Annotated in this window: 16 protein-coding genes; 6 read left to right on the forward strand and 10 right to left on the reverse strand. The window is 43.9% G+C overall.

The annotated features are described in order from the left end of the window. Positions 1–26 precede the first annotated feature (26 nt). Positions 27–1,205, reverse strand: coding sequence for an acyl-CoA dehydrogenase family protein (locus SJY28_RS09340; protein ID WP_379544228.1), 1,179 nt, complete (start codon positions 1,203–1,205; stop codon positions 27–29). Between the two features lie 340 nt (positions 1,206–1,545). Further along, positions 1,546–2,196 carry a maleylacetoacetate isomerase gene (gene maiA, locus SJY28_RS09345; RefSeq protein ID WP_379544968.1) on the reverse strand — a complete coding sequence of 217 codons (651 nt, stop codon included), beginning with the start codon at positions 2,194–2,196 and terminating at the stop codon, positions 1,546–1,548. A gap of 161 nt (positions 2,197–2,357) precedes the next feature. On the opposite strand from maiA, the gene SJY28_RS09350 reads away from it, so the two are divergent. Further along, positions 2,358–3,215 (forward strand): IclR family transcriptional regulator, encoded by an 858-nt coding sequence (locus tag SJY28_RS09350; RefSeq protein ID WP_379544229.1) that lies wholly within the window; start codon positions 2,358–2,360, stop codon positions 3,213–3,215. Between the two features lie 45 nt (positions 3,216–3,260). Here SJY28_RS09350 and dctP read toward each other — a convergent pair whose 3' ends face one another. From dctP to SJY28_RS09375, 5 genes are all read right to left on the reverse strand, one after another. Further along, positions 3,261–4,313, reverse strand: a complete 1,053-nt coding sequence (gene dctP / locus SJY28_RS09355; RefSeq protein WP_379544230.1) for a TRAP transporter substrate-binding protein DctP — start codon at positions 4,311–4,313, stop codon at positions 3,261–3,263. Between the two features lie 147 nt (positions 4,314–4,460). Further along, positions 4,461–5,036 (reverse strand): VOC family protein, encoded by a 576-nt coding sequence (locus tag SJY28_RS09360; protein WP_379544231.1) that lies wholly within the window; start codon positions 5,034–5,036, stop codon positions 4,461–4,463. 174 nt (positions 5,037–5,210) lie between these two features. Beyond that, complete coding sequence (gene fahA / locus SJY28_RS09365; protein WP_379544232.1) at positions 5,211–6,512, reverse strand: fumarylacetoacetase; 1,302 nt, start codon at positions 6,510–6,512, stop codon at positions 5,211–5,213. A 325-nt stretch (positions 6,513–6,837) separates the two neighbouring features. Beyond that, positions 6,838–8,034, reverse strand: a complete 1,197-nt coding sequence (locus tag SJY28_RS09370; protein ID WP_379544233.1) for an aromatic amino acid transaminase — start codon at positions 8,032–8,034, stop codon at positions 6,838–6,840. A 157-nt stretch (positions 8,035–8,191) separates the two neighbouring features. Beyond that, positions 8,192–9,139 carry a LysR family transcriptional regulator gene (locus SJY28_RS09375; RefSeq protein WP_238052658.1) on the reverse strand — a complete coding sequence of 316 codons (948 nt, stop codon included), beginning with the start codon at positions 9,137–9,139 and terminating at the stop codon, positions 8,192–8,194. Positions 9,140–9,317: 178 nt separating this feature from the next. Between SJY28_RS09375 and hppD the strand changes: the two genes are divergently transcribed. The 4 genes from hppD to SJY28_RS09395 all read left to right on the forward strand — a co-directional run bounded on the left by hppD (position 9,318) and on the right by SJY28_RS09395 (position 13,481). Then, positions 9,318–10,418 carry a 4-hydroxyphenylpyruvate dioxygenase gene (gene hppD / locus SJY28_RS09380; protein WP_057759888.1) on the forward strand — a complete coding sequence of 367 codons (1,101 nt, stop codon included), beginning with the start codon at positions 9,318–9,320 and terminating at the stop codon, positions 10,416–10,418. Positions 10,419–10,549: 131 nt separating this feature from the next. After that, on the forward strand, positions 10,550–11,497 hold the full coding sequence (gene phhA / locus SJY28_RS09385) for a phenylalanine 4-monooxygenase (RefSeq protein ID WP_379544234.1): 948 nt from the start codon (positions 10,550–10,552) through the stop codon (positions 11,495–11,497). Positions 11,498–11,646: 149 nt separating this feature from the next. Further along, on the forward strand, positions 11,647–11,988 hold the full coding sequence (locus SJY28_RS09390) for a 4a-hydroxytetrahydrobiopterin dehydratase (RefSeq protein ID WP_379544235.1): 342 nt from the start codon (positions 11,647–11,649) through the stop codon (positions 11,986–11,988). Positions 11,989–12,071: 83 nt separating this feature from the next. Then, positions 12,072–13,481 (forward strand): Na+/H+ antiporter NhaC family protein, encoded by a 1,410-nt coding sequence (locus SJY28_RS09395; RefSeq protein ID WP_379544236.1) that lies wholly within the window; start codon positions 12,072–12,074, stop codon positions 13,479–13,481. 68 nt (positions 13,482–13,549) lie between these two features. On the opposite strand, the gene SJY28_RS09400 is transcribed toward SJY28_RS09395, so the two are convergent. Both SJY28_RS09400 and SJY28_RS09405 read right to left on the reverse strand, forming a co-directional pair. Then, complete coding sequence (locus tag SJY28_RS09400; RefSeq protein ID WP_379544237.1) at positions 13,550–14,296, reverse strand: siderophore-interacting protein; 747 nt, start codon at positions 14,294–14,296, stop codon at positions 13,550–13,552. 66 nt (positions 14,297–14,362) lie between these two features. Further along, on the reverse strand, positions 14,363–16,543 hold the full coding sequence (locus SJY28_RS09405) for a TonB-dependent siderophore receptor (RefSeq protein WP_379544238.1): 2,181 nt from the start codon (positions 16,541–16,543) through the stop codon (positions 14,363–14,365). A 433-nt stretch (positions 16,544–16,976) separates the two neighbouring features. On the opposite strand from SJY28_RS09405, the gene SJY28_RS09410 reads away from it, so the two are divergent. Beyond that, positions 16,977–18,482, forward strand: coding sequence for a PepSY-associated TM helix domain-containing protein (locus SJY28_RS09410; protein WP_379544239.1), 1,506 nt, complete (start codon positions 16,977–16,979; stop codon positions 18,480–18,482). 169 nt (positions 18,483–18,651) lie between these two features. Here SJY28_RS09410 and SJY28_RS09415 read toward each other — a convergent pair whose 3' ends face one another. Then, a complete protein-coding gene (locus tag SJY28_RS09415) occupies positions 18,652–20,415 on the reverse strand; it encodes a multidrug ABC transporter permease/ATP-binding protein (RefSeq protein WP_379544240.1) in 1,764 nt (587 codons plus the stop codon). Between the last annotated feature and the right edge of the window lie 8 nt (positions 20,416–20,423).

A 20,423-nucleotide genomic window follows, 5' to 3' on the forward strand; every position in this document is an offset into this window, starting at 1 on the left:
CTCTTATTATTTCTAATTAAAGGCTTCTATATTCTGAACATTGCGCCATTCGGAGTCAGTCCAATATAAGCCATACCTGCTTGATTCATCCAGTGAGGTTGAATGATGCCATGCTGCAAAATCGCATGAATGTCTCTATGCGCCCTTTCTATCTTATGCTTTTTGTATAAGGAGGCTGTGCCAGCTACTGCATAAACCTCAGATACCATGTCGCGAGCTTCTCTTGCGGCTTCACAAGATGCTGCCCATACATCGGCAAGCTGTATATCAGTAAAGGTGTTCTGCTGCTGTGCCTCTTTCCATAGTACCTCGACACTATGATGCAGTTGGGCGCGTTTCGATGCCAGTATTGTTTTACTCTTAGCAATGGTAGCCTGTACCGTTGCACGGTCGCGTAGATCTGGACTCTTACCAGGTGTTACTCTTTCAAGGCACATATCAACCAAGTCATCCATGGCGGCTTTTAATACGCCTAGCGCCATCGCCGCACAGCCAGCAGCATTGATACAACCGATAGGCAGACGACTGTAGGCAGTATCGATAGACACAGGACTATCAAAGTCAACTGCATAAGCCTCTTTGACAAAAGCGTCTTTGACGACTATATCGTGGCTACCTGTGCCATTCAAACCGCCCACATCCCACGTATCAATGATTTTTACATCTTTTTTAGGAATAAAAAATAGCTTTAAATTTGCACCTGGACCAAGGGTCGTAGGAGAGCTTTCGGAGATAACGAGACAACGGAGCACAAACCAGTCAGCCAATTGGCATCCAGAGACGAGTGTCCATTGTCCTGATACCATATAGCCATTATCTACTGTTTGGGCCACGCCTTCAGGACGTGCGGAATTGGCATAAATATGAGAGGGGTCGCTATATACTTCTTTCATGCTGGACTCGTCCAAAAATCGACCGAATGTACAGGCCAAATGGTTGTTCCAAACGATCCAAGCAACGGAGGCCTCAGCACTGGCCAAGGTCTCATAAGTTTTTAGCGTTTCTACTGGATTGCCTGCCCATCCTCCTAACGATTTAGGCAGCCCCATTCTAAATAATGCAAATTCTGAAAGTTTATTGACTACCACGGGCGCAATTTTTCTAGCGCTTTCTGTTTCATCTCTAAACATGATTGCTGACGCATAAATTTTGTTTGCTGCATCCGATGGTAGGGTGGTTATCTCTGCTGAGGATATATCATTCATATTGTTCAACCTTATTGTGATGAATAAGACAGTACTTTTTTTCTACAGCTGATAAAGTACAAATTTGAGCGATGACAAATGCTTATATAAAGAATAACCAACAGCTGCCCACCATACAACCGTTAATATGAATATATTAAAAATTATATTGTAAAAATTGAATAAATAATAATCAATGAGGCAAAATTTAGCGATAAAGCTAGAGGTTAAGCTGCGAAAATATGAAGGTGTGAAGAATAAAGCTAGACCAAATATTAAGTGTTAATTCTAAGTCACTTAATATTTGGCTGAGAAGATAAATATTCTATAAAGATAGGTATCCTATAAAAACTGTCTTAAATTAGGCATCACGTTTCGGCGCATCAGGCTGCATCATAGGGTCGGCATCTGAAAATGCCTTTAGTGTACGGCAATGAGTATCAATGGCGACGATATTGGGATAAGCGCTCAAATCTACTTTGAAGCGGCGAGCAGAAGAGACTTGCGGAATCAAATAACAATCTGCGAGAGTAGGACTGTCCCCATGGCAGAACTGTCCGCGATTGTTATCCGCCGCCAAACGTGTCTCTAAAGCGGCAAAACCTTCACTGATCCAGCGATTGCACCATGCAATCACATCTTCCTCGTTTACTGACAGCTCATTACGCAGGTACTGCAAAATGCGGCGATTATTAATTGGATGGATGTCGCAACCAATCATGGCACTCAGCGCGCGTACCTGCATACGCCCAGCAGCATCTTTAGGTAATAGTGCGTGCTCAGGGTAGACCTCTTCTAACCACTCCAAGATAGCTGGACTTTGATATAATAATAAATCGTCAGCTTGTAGGACAGGTACTAATCCTTGCGGATTAATGGCTTTAAAGGCAGACTCTAACTGTTCATCCTGAGCCAGATTGATCGTGATATCATCGTAATCCAAGCCTTTTAGGTTCATCGCGATACGAGTGCGGTAAGAAGTGCTACTACGAAAGTAGCCATAAAGTGTCATCATTATTCATGTCCTTATGTAGATGTGTTTCCAAAAAGATAAATATTATGAAGTAGGGGCTGTATCTCAGTGATATTTGATCGGGTAAACCCTTATTGAACAAACCACTAACAAGCAAACCATCATTAAAAATAACCAAGCACACCAGAATCGAGCAAATCATGCCAGCAGACAAAACCCTTGTAGACAGTTCTATCAGCAGTAAAAACCAAAGTGGGGTTCAGTCGCTTGAGATTGGGCTGTCGATACTCGATGTGCTGATCGACCGCAATGAGCCTATGATGTTAAAAGATATCGCTGAAGCCATGCAAATGCATCCAGCAAAATCCCATCGCTACTTGGTCAGCCTCATCCGCAAAAACTACGCGCGTAAGCTTGATGATGGGCGCTATGGGCTTGGCGATAGAGTCAATGCATTGGCATCACTAGGACATACTGGACTCAACCAAAACAATCTTTTGGCACGTCTCACGCAAGTGGCTAATGAAGTCAAAGACACCTTAAACTGCGGTGTGCAAATCGCCAAATGGTTTAGCGAAGGCCCTATTATTATTCAGTCCGTTGAGCCAGACAGTCCGATTAGTATCATTACTCGCATCGGCTCACGTATGCCTCTGACGACATCGGCCACAGGGCAGTTATTTGCCAGTTATCAACCTGATGCCGTCATTCAGCCATTGGTCACAGCTGAGTGGCATACGAGTAATACTACCGTAGATATGACCGAGAAATGGCAGCACTTTACCCAGCTGCAAGCCAAAATACGTATGCAAGGCTATGCGACAGTGACGGGCGATATGCTCATGGGGATCAATGCCATTACGATACCTGTCATATTGCCACAGCTTGCCAGTAGTGCTGCTAAACCATCCACAAGTAGTGATAAAGTTGCTAGTGAAGATCTACCACTAGAATATGCCATCACTATCATTGGAACGACAGAGCAATTGCCTATGAGTGAGCAACATAACGTGGTTAAGCAAATACTGGCGATAGCGCAGCGTTATCAAATTGCCTAGCTAGTATATGGTGCTATAAGCTAGGGCGAGCCTTCAATTCATCCTCTAAACCATACAGGCGCTACTGGCCGCTTTTGCTTTTTCGTATACGTTGTCAGCATCTAGGCCAGTCGCATTCACTTCATCAAGGTAATGTTGAGAACCTTCCATCAATGGGCCTCTCCAATCTGGATCATTAAGTGGATCAGGGATATCAATCATAATATCGCCTTTTTCTTTGGCAGCGGCCATTGCTTTGGCATTGCTGACGTCAAATACTTTAGAGATATGCGCTGCCAGCTCTGGGCCAGAATTATCATCAATCACTTTTTTGAGGTCATCAGGCAAGCTGTTATATTTCTCTTTGTTCATGCTAATCACAAAGGTGGAATTATAAAAAGGGATGTTGGTGTGCGTATTGATCAGCTCATCAAGGCGAAACGCTTGAATGGGTTGCCAAGTAAAGCTGAGCCCATCAATGACACCGCGCTGCAGAGAGGGATAGGTATCACTGGCAGGCATGCCGACAGGTGCAGCACCAGTGGCCTCGATAATGTGGCTAGCAACCGCAGAAGGTTGGCGAATACGGAGACCTTTCATATCAGCTGGCGTGCGAATCGGTTTATCAACCGTATGAAGTGCACCTTGTCCAGTGCCTATCAGCGCGAGCAAGTGCGTGTCTTCATACTCGTCTTTAATGATACCGTCATCATATAGCTTATGAAGTATACAGCTCTGCTGCTGTGCGGTATTTGTGATACCCGGCAGCTCTACAATTTGCGTTAAAGGAAATCGTCCTGCTGTATATCCCTGCGCTTGCATACCAATATCCACGCTACCTTTCGCCGTAGCGTCATAGGTAGCACCTGGTTTGCTGAGCGTTGCAGAAGGGTAGATCTCAACCTTTAATCGGCCTTTTGAATCTGCTTCAATTTTTTTTGCCCATGGCTCTAACGCTTCGGTGTTTATATTGTCAGTGGCAGTCATAAAATGCGAGAACCGCAATGTCGTCACTTTACCTGCATCTGTAGACGCGCCTGCTACTTGGTCGTTATTGGAGCAGCCAGTCATCGCAAGCGAGGCGGCTAAGAGTATTCCTAGCGGGGTTCTTATTTTCATCATAGAATCCTTTCATGATGGTTAGATAGGGTTCGGTATTGTTTACTACCTATTGACACCTAGGGTATGTCGTCAATTAGCACTTTTATGATTAAAGCGATGATTAACTGATCATGTAAAAAAGTAGCAAACAGAATGATAGGGGAGTTACTCGCCGACAGGAGCAACTTCGCGTGCCTCAGCCAGCTCATCACTATGCAGAAACTGTGTATGTGCTGGGGCGCGTTTAGTACGAGACCACTCATCTAGCATGTCTTGCTTGATGGCATCTGTAATCATCGATACTTTGTCTTCTGAAGTTGGATCGTCATAGGTCAGCTCTAGACGATGACCGTTGGGATCAAAGAAGTAAATCGAGTGGAATATACCGTGATTGGTCACGCCAATGACATCAATGCCTGCATTTTCTAAATGTTCTTTGGCAACGATTAATTCATGGCGGTCCTTAACCTTTAGCGCTAAATGCTGCACCCAGCTTGGGGTATTTGGATCAAAGCCCATTTCAGGTTGGTTGGGTACTTCGAAAAATGCTAAAACATTACCATTACCAGCGTCCAAAAAAACATGCATATATGGGTCAAAGGCTTTTGTCGAAGGCACATGGTCTTCTGCGAATGCTAAAATGAAATCCATGTTTAGATTTTTTTTATACCATTCGACAGTTTCTTTGGCATCTTTGCAGCGGTAAGCCACATGATGGATTTTCTCAATTTGAAAGCTCATATCAATGTCCTTTTGATAAGGCGTGTCACTCATTTGGCTGTATTCACATAACGATGAGTAGGTGAATGCGTTTGTCTTCCTATCAGCCTGCATGAGAATTTTCACGCCTATTTTGCTATTTCTCTATCTATGTTATTTCTTAAATGCTATTTATCAGTCATTACTTTCCAAATGCTACTTGTCAAAATCAAAGCTCAGCGCTGGTAGTACTTTGCCGCGTACTTCACCAAAACCAACACGGATGCCGTCTTTTTCGCTATAGCCTCTCATGATGACCGTGTCACCATCTTCGATGAAGCTGCGTGTTTCGCCACCTTTTAGTGTGACTGGTTTGGTAGCATTCCAAGCAATCTCTAGCATCGAGCCATAAGAATCAGGCGTTGGCCCTGAAATCGTACCTGAACCCATCATGTCACCGACTTCTACTTTACAGCCAGTGATGGTGTGGTGGGTGAGCTGCTGTGCCATGGACCAGTACATGTATTTGAAGTTGGTCTCACAAATGACCGTCGCTGTTTCCGAATTTTCAGGTAGTAACTCAACTGATAGGTTGATATCAAAGCTGTTGTCGCTCGATTTTTCATTTAAATAAGCGAGTGGCTTGGGTTCTTGAGTTGGGCAAGCTGTTTTAAACGGAGCCAACGCATCCATAGTGACAATCCAAGGAGAAACCTCGGAGGCAAAGGTCTTGGCATTAAATGGACCTAATGGCACGTATTCCCATTTTTGGATATCTCGTGCTGACCAATCATTGAGCAACACCATGCCAAAGATATGATCAGAGGCTTCATCCACCGCAATTGGTTGACCGATATGATTGCCTTTACCAACGACAAATGCGGTCTCTAGCTCAAAATCCAAGCGCTTACAGGCTGAGAAGATAGGACGCTCATCAGGGCTAGGCTTTAGCTGACCTGATGGACGTACGATATCCGTCCCGCTAACGATGACGGTACTGGCGCGTCCATTATAACCAACAGGCATTTCGGTCCAGTTAGGTAGCAGGGCGTTGTTTGGATCGCGGAACATGGTGCCGACGTTGGTCGCGTGCTCTTTCGATGAATAGAAATCGGTAAAGCCCGGTACTTGCACAGGTAAGTGCATGGTGACGTCTGCTCGCTTGAACAGCGCCTTTTTTTGCAAGTCGGTATTGTCACGTAAGGTGTCATTGTCATTAGATAGTAGCGTTTGAATAGTCGAGCGTGCCTGCGTCCAATTGTCTCGACCAGAATCAATAAAAGCATTTAGAGTGGACTGGTTAAAATACGGACCACCGTCTAAACTTAATAATCCTTCGGCTTCAAGTACAGATAGATCCAGTACATGCTCACCAATGGCAACGCCTGCACGGCGATTTTTATCACCAGCAGCGTCTTTAGTTTCGCTAAAGATGCCATAAGGGAGATTGTGAATAGAAAAGTCAGAGTCAGCAGCGATATCGATAAAAGACGTGAGTGTGCTGTCAGTCGTTGACATGATTTGCTCCTTGCTAATATACATTATGAATTACGTTATAATTAATCACTTACGTATAATGTAATTTATTGATATATGGATTGCAAGTTTTTTGTGCAATGTCTTTCGTAAAAAGGCTGCTTTGAAAAGTGGTTGTCGTTGTTTTGACTAAAGGGTTTTAGCTAAACGGTTCTGACTAGATGATTTTAATAAAATAGTTCTGACGAAATAACTTTGATTAAATGCTAGGCATAAAAAAAGGCCGAGCAGTCGCTCAGCCTTTCTTATCTATGTTTATTTTTTATAAAGTTACATATTGAGTAATATGTTAAGTAACTTGGACTAATTAATCTTTTAAGACGTCTGCCATGGCATTGGCCACATAGTCGATGTTGCTGGTATTTAGGCCAGCCACACACATACGTGAGTTAGAAACCATATAGATACCAAACTCGGTCTGTAGGCGTTCGACTTGCTCAGGCGTCAAGCCAGTAAAGCTAAACATACCGTTTTGACGGGTGATGTAATCAAAGTTACGGTTAGGGATTTTAGCTTCTAACACTGACTTTAGTTTTAGGCGCATCGCTTTGATACGGTCGCGCATCGCATAAACTTCGCCAACCCATTGCTCATGTAGTGCTTCATCATTCATGACGATATCGACCACGCGTCCACCATGTGATGGCGGGCTTGAGTAAATACGGCGTACGGTTGCGTTTAGCTGACCGAATACGCGATCGGTCTCGTCTACGGTTGGGCAGACAACTGATAGGCCACCGACACGCTCGCCATATAGCGATAAGTTTTTAGAGAATGAGTTGCTAACAAACAATGGCAAGCCCATCTCAACCGCTTTACGAATAGCGTAAGCATCGCTGTCCATGTCTTCGCCAAACCCTTGATAAGCGATGTCCATGAATGGAATCAGCTCACGCGCCTTCACGACGTTGAGTACAGTGTCCCATTGCGCTTGGGTCAAATCCATACCAGTTGGGTTGTGGCAGCATGGGTGTAGCAAAATGACGTCATTTTTGTTTAATGTTTCAAAAAACGCAATCATTTCATCGAATTTGATGCTGCTGTTGGCTTTGTCGTAGTACGGGTATTTACCAACTTCTACATCAGAGCCTTCAAAGATAGCAATATGGTTGCCCCATGTTGGATCGCTCACATAGCACTTAGCTTGTGGGAACCAGTCATGGATAAACTCAGCACCAACTTTCAATGCGCCAGAACCACCGATTGTAGCGATAGTAGCGACCAAGCCGTCTTTTAAAATCTGGGCGTCTTTACCAAATAGTAATTCCTGACAGCCTTTACGGTGGCCTGGTAGGCCTGCCATTGGCAGGTATGGACGCGGTGCGATAGGATCAGCAATACGCTCTTCGGCTGTTTTTACACAGTCAAGTACAGGCAATACGCCACTCTCATCATAATAAATACCAATACCTAAATTGACCTTGTTAGGATTGCTATCTGCTGAGTATTTTTCCATAAGACCTAAGATTGGATCACCAGCGTAATAATCGATACGTTCAAACATGCCATTTCCTTATAAAAATATAAATCGAGCAGCCGAAAATCATAGAGCAAATCGCGGCTGAACTCAACACGAGAGTGGGTTATATGCAGTAATTAATAAAATAAATAGCCAAATAGATTGTTTCTATGCTTATCAAGCGCATTTGACATGCTATACGTCATTCGCTAGACGATGAGTCAGAGTGATGTAGGTCGTTATAATGGGTCGCAAAATACGTTTGCAAAAACTGCTTAAAGGCAATGGTCGCTGGAGAGAGCGCCCGTGAGGCACGCTGATAGATAAAAAATTGCCGCATTTTGACTGGTTGAGTGAGTGGTCGCATCAGCAGACCATTGGCGCTGACCCAATCAATAACTTCAGGCATATAGGGCAGACACAGCGTAATACCAAAGCCTTGGCGCGTCATCTCAAGCGCGGTGGACATAAAATTCACCTTGTAGCGGGCTTGTTGCACATGAGCGGAGATAGAGTCGTCGAGTTCTGCGGTTACTTGATCTAGGAACGGACCTTGTAAAGTAATCAGCGGCGTTTCTAATAAATCTTGCCAAGTAATTTCATCTCTTTGTGCCAACGCATGATTGTCTGGCATAACCACGCAAAAAGGTAGCTGATACAGCAGGTCAGCACCGATATCATCTTCAGTTTCTATAAAACCAAGCTCAGTACCAACGCCTAAATCGACTTCGATATCCTGAATATGCTTAAGCAAATTCTCGGCTGAGCAGTCCAATAGTGAGACGCCTATATTTGGATACTCTTTGGCAAATTGAGCAATGACTGCGGGTAGGGAAGATGCTGCAAACTGTGATACCGCCAAGCGCACCTGACCTTGAGCTAAGCTGGTCAAGCTACTCGCTTCATTTTCAAACAGCTGCATCTCATTCAATATGCGCCGCGCTTGTGGTAGTAGATGCCGTCCGACTGCTGACAGAGACAACTGGCGAGTGGTTCGATCAAACAGCACGATACCGAGGCCAGTCTCTAATTCCTTAATCAATCCACTAACAGCAGATTGAGTCAAATACATCTGTTCGCTGGCACGAGTAAAGCTGCCGTTGTCAGCGACTTTGATAAATGCGGTCAATTGGCGAATGCTGATATTCATAAGTAAACCTGATAAATAAATCATAAAAAACAATTAGTCTTATAAATAAAGCTAATCTAATATAAATACAACGTCAACAATAAAGATTGATTATTAATCGTTTTATAGACTTTTACTATTAATCGACTTTTACTACTCATCGATTTTCTATTACCAATTGAAATTAAGGATAATTACAATGGCAGATTTATTTGACAACCCAATGGGACTAAATGGATTTGATTTTGTCGAGTTTGCTTCTCCGCAGCCTGATGCAGTCGACGCATTGTTTAAGCAGCTTGGTTTTGCCCATGTCGCCAATCATCGTTCAAAAGACGTTGCGCTATATCGCCAAGGCGATATCAACCTTATCCTAAACCGCGAGCCAAAAAGCCAAGCCAGTTACTTCGTTGAAGAGCATGGCGCTGGTGCTTGTAGTATGGGCTTTCGGGTAAAAGATGCCAAAAAAGCGTATGAGCGTGCGGTTGAAATGGGCGCACAGCCAGTAGACGTACCAACTGGAGTAATGGAGCTTAGATTGCCAGCTATCAAAGGCATCGGCGGCTCATTAATCTATTTGATTGACCGTTATAAAGATGGCGAATCTATCTATGATGTCGACTTTGAGTTCTTTGCAGATATCGACAGAAACCCTGTCGGGTACGGTTTTAAAGTCATCGACCATTTAACGCATAACGTCTATCGTGGACGCATGGCGTACTGGGCAAAATTCTATGAGCGTATCTTTAATTTCCGCGAGATTCGCTACTTTGATATCAAAGGTGAGTACACGGGACTAACTAGTAAAGCCATGACCGCACCTGATGGAAAAATCCGTATTCCACTGAATGAAGAAGCCAAACAGGGCGGTGGTCAAATCGAAGAGTACTTAATGCACTTCAATGGCGAAGGTATTCAGCACATTGCGCTAGCCAGTGATGACTTGTTTGCCAGTATTGATAAGCTAAAAGCGGCTGGTATTCCGCTTATGACCGCACCAAATGCTGCTTACTATGAAATGCTGAGCGAGCGTTTGCCAAACCATGGTGAAAATGTTGCTGACTTGCAAACGCGCGGTATCTTGTTAGACGGCACAACAGAAGGCGGTGCACCGCGTCTGCTACTACAGATTTTCTCTGAAACTATTTTGGGTAGCCCAGTTTTCTTTGAGTTTATTCAGCGTAAAGGCGATTATGCCGATGGCTTTGGTGAAGGTAACTTTAAAGCGTTGTTTGAGTCGATAGAGCGCGACCAAGTACGTCGCGGCACAGTCGGTCAGCCAGAGACTGAAACGCTATAAAGCTACCTAACGCTTAGACCACATTTAATCAATGGACAAGACAAAGGGAGTTTGTGTTGTCCTTAATAAGTGCATTACCTAAAAGCATATTGCAAAGGTAATGCTCTCATTGCGATAAAAGGAATACAGGCATGGAACGCCTATCACAGATAGATTCTCTTAATACTGCCATCGGTACCAATAGCGTTGCGACTAATAAGCAAAGCGACAATGCGTCCAGTCATTCTAACGCAACAAATAAAAAACAGCCCTATATCTCACACCAGCCCGATAACCATGGTCGTATTCACTATAGTGATGATGAGCATGCGATGTGGCGAGCGCTGCTGGCACGTCAAGCGGAACAAACGCCCAATCGTGCATGTACTGCATATTTAGAGGGTTTGACTAAGTTGAACTTACCGACGACGCATATCCCGCAGTTACATGATATCGATGAGGTATTACAAGCGACCACAGGTTGGCAGACCGCCGCTGTGCCTGCATTAATCAGCTTTGGTAAATTCTTTAAATTACTGGCCAATAAGTCCTTTCCCGTGGCGACGTTTATTCGTCGATTCGATGATATGGATTATATTGAAGAGCCTGATATTTTTCATGAAATCGTTGGGCATTGCCCGCTATTGACCCATCCTGCGTTTGCAGCCTTTAATGAAACATATGGTAAGCTTGGCCTTAGCGCAACGAAAGAAGAGCGCTGGTTTTTAGCACGACTATATTGGTTTACCATTGAGTTTGGATTGGTCGGCAGTCGCGTAGAAAATCGTAGAATCTATGGCGGCGGTATATTGAGCTCGCCTTCTGAAACGGTTTATGCACTTGATCATACAGCACAAGAGCAATCAAACCTTCAATATACAACACAGCATCAGCCTAAACCGCAACCTGAGCACCGAGCGTTTGATTTGCTCGATGTGTTGCGGACGCCTTATCGTATTGATCAGATACAGCCGATCTACTATGTCATCGATGAATTAGATACCTTATTTGATATCGTCAATAGTGACATCATGGGTGCGGTCAAAAAAGCTATGTCGCTTGGACTATTTGAGCCGACCTATCCAGAAAAAACCCGTTAAAAACGTTAATTCAAAATTAAACATGAAAACCATCGCTTCAGTACGAAGTATTGAGATAGCAATACAGCTATATCAACATCAATGTACAAGTATTAGAAAATAGCTATCAAAACAGACATCGAAAATAGCCACTATAAAAGGATTTTATTATGACAGCACTATCACAAAACAGCTGCGAAGCTTGCCGCATTGGCGCACCGAAAGTTGATGAGGCTGAAGCAAAAGAACTCTTACCGCAAATTCCTGATTGGTCACTAATTGAGGTGGATGGTATTCAGCAATTGCAGCGTCAGTATAAATTTAAAAACTTCGTCTCAGCAATGGCATTTGCCAATCAACTGGCAGACATCGCTGAAGCAGAAGGACATCATCCGGGTATATTGGTAGAGTGGGGTAAGGCTACGGTCACTTGGTGGTCGCATAGCATCAAGGGTTTGCATCGCAATGATTTTGTTATGGCAGCTAAGACCGATGACTTAATCGATAAGTAATAGATTGCTTCACTAGCAAGTCACTAAAATTAAAATCAAACCCAATTTAGTGCCAGTATTTACTGGCATTTTAAGGATGTGTCATGCCACCAAAACCCCTCACATTAATCAGTGCCAAGCTCGCTTTTATTATATCCGCCATCGTCATCGGTATCATGGGTATCACCATGATCGGCTTTGGCTGGGTGCCTCATCTGTCTCTTATCCTCGCCATCTGTGTGCTACTGGCTATCGGTATGTACAAAGGTCTCAGCTTTGATGACATGCAAGCGCAAATGGCCTCAGGTGTCATGCGCGGTATTGGTGCCATCTATTTGTTCTTCTTTATTGGACTGATGGTTGCGGCTCTGATGATGTCAGGAGCGATTCCCACACTGATGTATGTAGGCTTTCAGCTTATCTCACCTGAGTATTATTATATCTCCGCCTTTGTCCTAACCTCCATTATCGGTATTGCCTTGGGTAGTAGTTTGACGACTGCTGCGACATTGGGTGTTGCCTTTATTGGTATGAGTAATGCCTTTGATGCCAATGTGGCGATAGCAGCAGGGGCAGTGGTATCAGGGGCGTTCTTTGGTGATAAGATGTCGCCATTATCTGATACCTGTACTATTGCTTCCTCTGTCGTTGGTATCGATCTGTTTGAGCACATTCGCAATATGATGTATACGACAGTCCCTGCGTGGATACTCACGGTGATCTTGTTTTGGATGTTCTCAGGACAAACGACTAGTGCTGATCTGAGTCAAGTGACTATATTGCAAGGTCAGCTGATAGACAGTGGTCTGGTGCATGGGTACTCGGTATTGCCGTTTGTGGTATTGGTTGGGTTAGCACTGTTTCGGGTCAATGCGATCTATACGATTATCTGTACTATAGCAGTGGCACTGATTATTACTTATATCCATAGTTCACCAAGCTTTGGTCAATTGGGTGGTTATCTGTTTGCAGGCTATGCCCCTGCTGAGTCATTAGAGTTGGGTGAGGTAGGTGGTATGCTGTCACGTGGCGGTGTACAGAGTATGTTCTTTACTCAGGCGATTGTGATACTGGCATTAAGCTTAGGTGGGTTATTAACGGCACTAGGGATTTTGCCAGCACTGCTATCTGGTATTAAGGATACACTCACGACTTCAGGAAGAGCTATCTTTGCGGCAGCGATGTCGGCACTAAGCATTAACGTGCTGATTGGTGAGCAGTACTTGAGTATTCTACTATCAGGTACGGCATTTCGCTCGACGTTTGAGCGTCTACACCTACATCCTAAGAATTTGTCGCGGACGATTGAGGATGCGGGAACGGTGATTAATCCATTAGTGCCTTGGAGCGTGTGCGGGGTGTTTATCAGTCAGGCGCTAGGGGTACCGGTATTAGACTATCTACCTTATGCGTTCTTCTGTTACTTGTCATTGCTATTGACACTGCTATTTGGGTTTACGGGGCTGACGATTAGTAAAGTGAAAGAAGGTAATATGAAGACCGCTGAATTGTGATAAATAGTAGGCTATAAAAAAGGAGGGGCTAATCTTAGCCCCTCCTTTTTTGATTTGAAAGTAGATATTTATTGCTCTTCCGTTTGCGCATCCTGACTTTTGACGATTTTATGCTGATCCTCTGTGTTATCGACTTTCCAGTAGCTAGAAACATATAAATGCGTCTTTGGTATTGCGCACTCAACTTTAAAGTACTGGCGCAGTGCACGCATACTATGGAACTCACACGCAGCCCAAACAGCAGGTTGACCATCAAGCCAGTTCAATGATTTAACACAGCTCAGTAAAGGGCTATCGTCTGCATTTGGATGGGCATTAATCACCCAATGTATCTCAACGTTCTCTGGTTTTTTGAGCGTCTGACGATCTGCCTCAGTCGTCACTTCAAGTACTGCGTAACCATGAGCATCAATAGGCAACTGGGCTAGGTTGACCGTAATCGCTGGTAGCGCGGTCATATCGCCGACTAATAAAAACCAATCTGCTTCATTGTTAATGAGTTTCTTTGGCCCTGGACCACCTATTAAAATTTGATCGCCGACTTGCGCATTTCGTGCCCATGCCGATGCAGGTCCTTCCGTCTCATGTAAAGCAAAATCAACATCTATTTCATCATCACGTTGCACGCTCACCGTATAAGTACGCATCAGTGGGCGGCTACCTGCATCTTGAGGGAATATCAGTTTGATATAAGCACTTTCTTGATCGATAGGGAAATCAACCATGCCAGCACCGCCAAGCGTGACACGGCACATATTTGGCGTAATGTATCTAGTGCCAATAACTTCTAGTACTCTTGGAGTAGGTTTTGCCATATTGTGCTTTCCTTCTAAAAACGGGTTAGCTTACTAATAGCACCAACCCGCTGCTTGTAAATTTGATTAAAAATTGGCTTTTAGGCTGACTGACATTTGACGTTCAGGTCCCATCCAGCAGTTATTGATATCGTAACAAGCACCAACATAGGTCTTATCAAATAGATTGTTGATACTAGCACCCACAGCCAGCATAGGGTTTATCTGATAGCTGCCGCCGACATCTACCAGCGTCACACTTGGTAAGTCATCAGAGTTTTGCTTGTCAATCTGCATGCCGTCTTCGTAGCGAATGCCAGCATTTAGAGTGAGTTTGTCCGTAGCATAGTAGTCTGCCCATAGCGTGGCTTTGTGTTTGGCAGTTTGGGCAGGGGTATTACCGACTACATCAGGGTTGAACTCATCTTCTGTGATCTCAGCATCGGTGTAGCTGTAGCTTGCCGCGAGATCTACCCAGTCATTGAGCATACGACTGCCTGATATCTCAAAGCCTTTTGATTCAATTTCACCAGTTTGCGTTTGGCTTCTGTAGTTGATTTCATCCGCTACTACGACGTTTTTTTGTGTGATATCAAATACGGCAAGCGTTCCTTGAGTGGCACGATCTTTTGACAAGTACTTCACCCCAGCTTCTACTTGATCGGCAGTGGTTGGCTTAAATGGTTCATTGGTAATAAAGTTACTACCGACCACAGGCTGGAACGACTGCGAGTAGCTGGCATAAGGGGAGAAGCCATTACCAAAGTCATAAATCGCAGCGAAACGACCACTGGTTTCTGAGGCATCATTGTCAATTGTTTTGTCGCTATAGATGACGCCTTCAGTGGCTTTGGTTTGCTCAGTGATACTGTCAAAATTATCGTGACGTAAGCCTGCCACTACAGTCCAGTCTTTCCATTTCATTTCATCTTGTACATAAAAACCAAGCTGGCTTTGTTCGATATCTTCCTCTTGACGATAAGCATCTAATGGCAGAGTGTCAGCATTGATTTGTGAATAATCTGGATTAGATAAATCAAGATTTGGCGTGCCATCTGCCCCAGCATCATAGTAAGTCGCGCTGCTATTTGTCTCTTGATACTCAACACCGAACAGTAGATTATGTGAAGTATTGGCCGTATCGAATGTATAGGCGAGCTGGTTGTCTGTGGTCCAGTTATTCATGCTCTCATCCGTGGTATAAGCCACGCGATTGAGAATCGTGTCACTGCCCTCTACAAACCCTTCACTGTTATACATATTGCGTTGCTGCGCCTCGGCATCGGTATAGCGCATGATATGTTTAAAAGTTAACTGGTCATTGATATCCCAGTTTACGGTGACGCTTGGCATAAATACTTCTTTACTAAATTTATTCCATTTATCGCCTGCATAGGCATCACTGTCAAGCTTGCCATAGCTTGCCTTATAGACGGTGCCGACAGCAGGCAATGGGGTAGAAGGTACCATCTCTGGATCATCTTGATAAAACAGATTGGCAAGTACAGAAACATCATCAGTTGCCTGCCATTCAAGCGACGGATTAATCAGCAATCGCTCTTCTTCTGTAGTTTGCATTTGTCCATCTTTTTGGCGTTTCAGCGCAACAAATCGATAATCTAAAGTGTCTGTGATTGGGCCTGTACTATCGACGGCCACTTCTTTTAGGTTCTGATTGCCAAGTCGCAGCTGCACTTCGTTCTCTTGAATGCTTTTAGGAGCTTTGGCTATTTGGTTCACCATACCACCGGGTGCTGCATAGCCATAGAGGGATGAAGCAGGACCTTTCACGACCTCTACCGCTTCAGTCGCATAGACATCGACTTGTGGCATCAGATTCCAAGCGCCATCATAGGGCAGTCTTAGTCCGTCATAAAAGTTTGAGTAGGTTTTAAACCCACGGATATTGTACTCATCAAAGACAGATACCGTACCGCGGCTCTCAGAGCTTACGCCTGGCTCATAACGTAATGCAGCATTGACGCTATCTGCCTGACGCTTTTGCAACAGGTCTTGATCGATTCTGGTATAGCTCATTGGTGCGTCGTTTGGGTCCAATGCAGTTTTGGTGCCAGTACTACGATAGCCATCTGAGTAGACGGTAATAGCATCTAAGGTGGCTGATGGTGTAGCAGCCTCATCGTTTTCAGTATTGTTTGTCGTCTCTACAGCGTAAGCGGCGTGACTCATACCCATAATCAGGCCAATTTGTACTGCTGTGGTGAGATATTTTTTGCGAATGACGTTAGTGGTTAGATGAGACCGCATCAGATTTCCTCTTGGACTAAAATGATTAGATATTATTGATAACAGTTAAAGCAAATTTACAACGACGCTAATAATAACACTAATGATAATTATTATCATTAAAAAATTACAACGAGACAGTTTTGAGAAGTATTTGCACTATTAATAAGAGGCTGAAGACAGAGTATTGCGAATAGAGCCATGCAGACTTACTGTTTTGAACGATGTATTTTAAACGATGGTTTTTGTCAGACTTTTCTCGTATTATGCAGCAGCATTCTGAATACAATTATTTACAGTAGAATTTTTGCATTGCTCTGTCGACGTCACTGTACGGCGTCATGCTAGATCTTTACGAGACCTTTTAAGATTGGTCTTGTAAGCAGATATACCATGATTATCGATAGGTTTACGTTGTTCATTGAGCAACCAAAGATTGTTTAAGGTCACATTTATGGACACACCCTCCAACCAATCCACCAATAACCAGCGCTATTTCACAGTGTGGCGTTGGCATTTTTATGCAGGTATCTTTGTTGCTCCCTTTTTAGTTGTCTTGGCGATAACGGCGCTCGGTATGCTGTTTATGTCCAACTCAGTAGGACGTGACAACGACCGCTTAACGGTTGTCGTGCCAGAGTCTACGGTTCAATCACCTGTCTCTACTCAAGCAAAGAACGCGCTGAGCACCTTGCCTGATAGCACACTGGTTAAATATATCGCCCCTCGTGATACCGATACGGTGGCTTTATTTCAGATAAAATCAGACGACCAAAGCAATATGGTGGCAGTCAACCCTTATACGGCCGATATTGTTCAAAGTGTGCCTACTAGTAGCGGTCTTTATAGTACGTTCAATGATATTCACAGTGATTTGCTGATTGGTAAAGTCGGTGATTATTTGTTAGAAACGGCGGCATCATTGACTATTTTGATGATTTTGTCTGGTTGGTATCTGTGGTGGCAGAAACGTAAATCAGTCAAAGCGATGTTGATACCTAACGAGAGGGTAACCAATAAGAAAAAACGCTCTTTTATCCGTACGATTCATGCGACATTGGGCAGTTGGATATCTGTGCTGCTACTGTTTTTCTGTATATCAGGTATGGCATGGGCAGGTGTATGGGGCGAAAGAGTGGTGCAAGCATGGAGCCAGTTTCCTGCGGGTAAGTGGGGCGTTGCGCCTGTTCCGGTATCGATTGACCACAGTCAACATGCTGCTATGCAAGCGTCTACACCAGCGCCGCATGTACATGGTGCGGCACCGTCTGAAGCGCATACTGAAGCACCCACGCATGGCAGTGCTCTAAACTCAAGCGACACCAAAGAAGTTCCTTGGGTACTTGAGCTGACGCCAATGCCAGTATCAGGCACGACCATGGGTAAAGATGGTATTGCCGCCAATATCCCAATTATGATTGATACAGTGGATCGTTACGCTCGTGAAATCGGCTTTGAAGGGCGTTATCAATTGAACCTACCACAAGGTAGTACAGGCGTCTGGACCATTAGCCAAGATTCAATGAGCTATGATATGAAAAGTCCGACAGCAGATCGTACGGTACATATTGACCGTTATTCGGGTAATGTCTTAGCTGATATTCATTTTGACGACTATAATGCGTTTGGTAAGTTCATGGCGGCTGGTATCGCGCTGCATATGGGCACGCTCGGATGGTGGAGCGTACTGGCTAATGTGCTGTTTTGCCTAGCAGTAATCGCTATTTGTGTCAGTGGCTATATCATGTGGTGGCAGCGTCGCCCTCGTCAGGCGAGTAATAACGTAGGATTAAACCCACCAGCTCGCGGCTTAAATGTTTCCGTCTGGTGGCCGCTTGCTATTCCTTTATTAGTTGTGGCTATCATATTCCCGACTGCTATTATCACGATTGTAGCTATCGCGCTATTAGACTTCTTGGTGATTTCTCGAGTTGGGTTTTTACAGAAATGGTTAAAATAAGCGAACGGTAAGATATCGTTGTTCCTTATATAGTAAAAGAGCGCCTTACAGTAAGGCGCTCCTTTTTTTGCTTAAAAAATACTCAGATTAACTGCTATTTAGCTTAAAGTTGATCAAACGTTTTATGGGCTTGAAATAAATCGGTTCATGCTAGTAGTTAAAGCATTGCTTACTTGAGCATAGCAATGGCATCTTTGCTAGCACGCTGTCGCTCTTCAGCATTTAGCTCAATGAGACGGCCTTCTTTCATCAGTAATAATCGATCAGCATGCTCAAAATAACCATCATCATGACTAATAATAAACAGTGTCTTACCCATGGCTTTTAGCTCAGGGATGAGCGTTTGGTAAAATACGCGGCGAAAGGCAGGGTCTTGGTCGGCTGCCCACTCATCGAGCAGTAATATGTCCTTTTGTTCGGCGACGGCGATTAGCATAGCCAAGCGTTTTCTCTGACCTTGCGACAGCTTATCTGTAGAGAGTTTATGGTCAGATACGCTAACTTTTTCTTGTAGATTGAGCTTATGCAGCCAGTCAGACACTAGGGCCGCATCAGGCTCATTGCCTTGAATTCCAATCAGTTGCTTAAATAGATGCTGGTCGCTAAAAATCGCAGAAAACAGCTGTCTAAAATCGGCATTGTTCTCTGAGTCGACGCTATGTCCATCGACTTGTACTGTCCCTGTAGTAGGAGTAAAGATACCAGTAATGATTTTGGCAAGAGTTGATTTACCGCTACCATTCGCACCGATTAAGAAAACCACGTCACCTCGTTGCAAGGTTAAATTGACGGACTTTAAGATGTTATTGGCAGGGTTTTGATTGTTAGCACTGTTATCGCTATTTTGAGTATTATCATTAACTGCTGTGTCTGGTGCATGACTACTACTGCCTACATAGCGATAATTGATATTATTCAAAGTTATAGATTTCCAGTCCTGTGCAACAGTATCTGTCGCAAAGCTCGGCTGATGCTCGGCCAATTCTAAAGACTGTATCTTTTCTAGCGCAACTTGAGCGGTCTGTAATGTTGGGTAAGCGCCAACCGCATGTAGAAGCGGCGACTGCATAAACAAAATCGTCAAAGAAAAAGTAGTAGCAACTCCCATCGGTATGTCAAGATAATTGGCCACTGCAAACACGATACCAATCGATGCGAACATCATAATATTGGACCAGTTCACCGCTGATAAATGAAAAGTATCAGATTTGGTTACGGTCTTTTCATACGATTTAGCATGAGCCAAAAAATCATCTGTATACAGTTTTTCTGCTCGGTGTTGATTAAGAGCTAGCTCTTTTCGACCTTCTATTATCGACTGATAGTCCTGATATAAAGCGTCATTAATCTCTCTCAACTCGGTCAAATGCGTATAGACATGCTTGACCAATATGGTACTGATCCAAATCGTCATCACAATCCAAAACATGACAATGAATAATAATGGCAACGATAACCAGCCCAGATATAGCCCAACGCCAACAGATAAAATAATACCTTGTACCAGCTCTGGCATACGGACAAAAGCAACGGTAATTGATTGAATATCTGAAGACAAGCTGGCAAGCAAGCGTGCACTACCCAAATGATCTATTTGAGGAACGGTGGTATCGATGATTTGTTTGACCAGTTTGGTTCTAAGCTCATAGACAAATCGGTGCCCCAATCGCGTTAAGGCATATTGTGACAAAAACGTCGTCACCAGCAGCAATAGTACCAGCAGTGAAAACTGCCCCAAGCTGAGCCAAGATAAAGTGTCAAATACTGGCTGACTAATAAAGGTATGATTGATATAGGCAATAATACCGACACTGACAGCGGCATTGACCAAATTTAGCAAAATGACTTTGAGAAAAGGCAGACGATAATTCGCCCAAATCATATGATATAAAGAAGCAGTCGTACGAGAAGACGCTGTGGTATGAGAAGACATAGTAACTC

It is taken from the genome of Psychrobacter sp. R86515 (assembly GCF_042466315.1).
GTDB lineage: Bacteria > Pseudomonadota > Gammaproteobacteria > Pseudomonadales > Moraxellaceae > Psychrobacter.

Bases quoted from the DNA above. Each gene is read 5' to 3' on its own strand.
- SJY28_RS09405 (WP_379544238.1), bottom strand. From the start codon at position 16,543: ATGCGGTCTCATCTAACCACTAACGTCATTCGCAAAAAATATCTCACC.
- SJY28_RS09370 (WP_379544233.1), bottom strand. From the start codon at position 8,034: ATGTTTGAACGTATCGATTATTACGCTGGTGATCCAATCTTAGGTCTT.
- SJY28_RS09395 (WP_379544236.1), top strand. From the start codon at position 12,072: ATGCCACCAAAACCCCTCACATTAATCAGTGCCAAGCTCGCTTTTATT.
- SJY28_RS09400 (WP_379544237.1), bottom strand. From the start codon at position 14,296: ATGGCAAAACCTACTCCAAGAGTACTAGAAGTTATTGGCACTAGATAC.
- fahA (WP_379544232.1), bottom strand. From the start codon at position 6,512: ATGTCAACGACTGACAGCACACTCACGTCTTTTATCGATATCGCTGCT.
- hppD (WP_057759888.1), top strand. From the start codon at position 9,318: ATGGCAGATTTATTTGACAACCCAATGGGACTAAATGGATTTGATTTT.
- maiA (WP_379544968.1), bottom strand. From the start codon at position 2,196: ATGACACTTTATGGCTACTTTCGTAGTAGCACTTCTTACCGCACTCGT.
- dctP (WP_379544230.1), bottom strand. From the start codon at position 4,313: ATGAAAATAAGAACCCCGCTAGGAATACTCTTAGCCGCCTCGCTTGCG.
- SJY28_RS09415 (WP_379544240.1), bottom strand. From the start codon at position 20,415: ATGTCTTCTCATACCACAGCGTCTTCTCGTACGACTGCTTCTTTATAT.
- SJY28_RS09390 (WP_379544235.1), top strand. From the start codon at position 11,647: ATGACAGCACTATCACAAAACAGCTGCGAAGCTTGCCGCATTGGCGCA.
- SJY28_RS09350 (WP_379544229.1), top strand. From the start codon at position 2,358: ATGCCAGCAGACAAAACCCTTGTAGACAGTTCTATCAGCAGTAAAAAC.
- SJY28_RS09375 (WP_238052658.1), bottom strand. From the start codon at position 9,139: ATGAATATCAGCATTCGCCAATTGACCGCATTTATCAAAGTCGCTGAC.
- SJY28_RS09410 (WP_379544239.1), top strand. From the start codon at position 16,977: ATGGACACACCCTCCAACCAATCCACCAATAACCAGCGCTATTTCACA.
- SJY28_RS09360 (WP_379544231.1), bottom strand. From the start codon at position 5,036: ATGAGCTTTCAAATTGAGAAAATCCATCATGTGGCTTACCGCTGCAAA.
- SJY28_RS09340 (WP_379544228.1), bottom strand. From the start codon at position 1,205: ATGAATGATATATCCTCAGCAGAGATAACCACCCTACCATCGGATGCA.
- phhA (WP_379544234.1), top strand. From the start codon at position 10,550: ATGGAACGCCTATCACAGATAGATTCTCTTAATACTGCCATCGGTACC.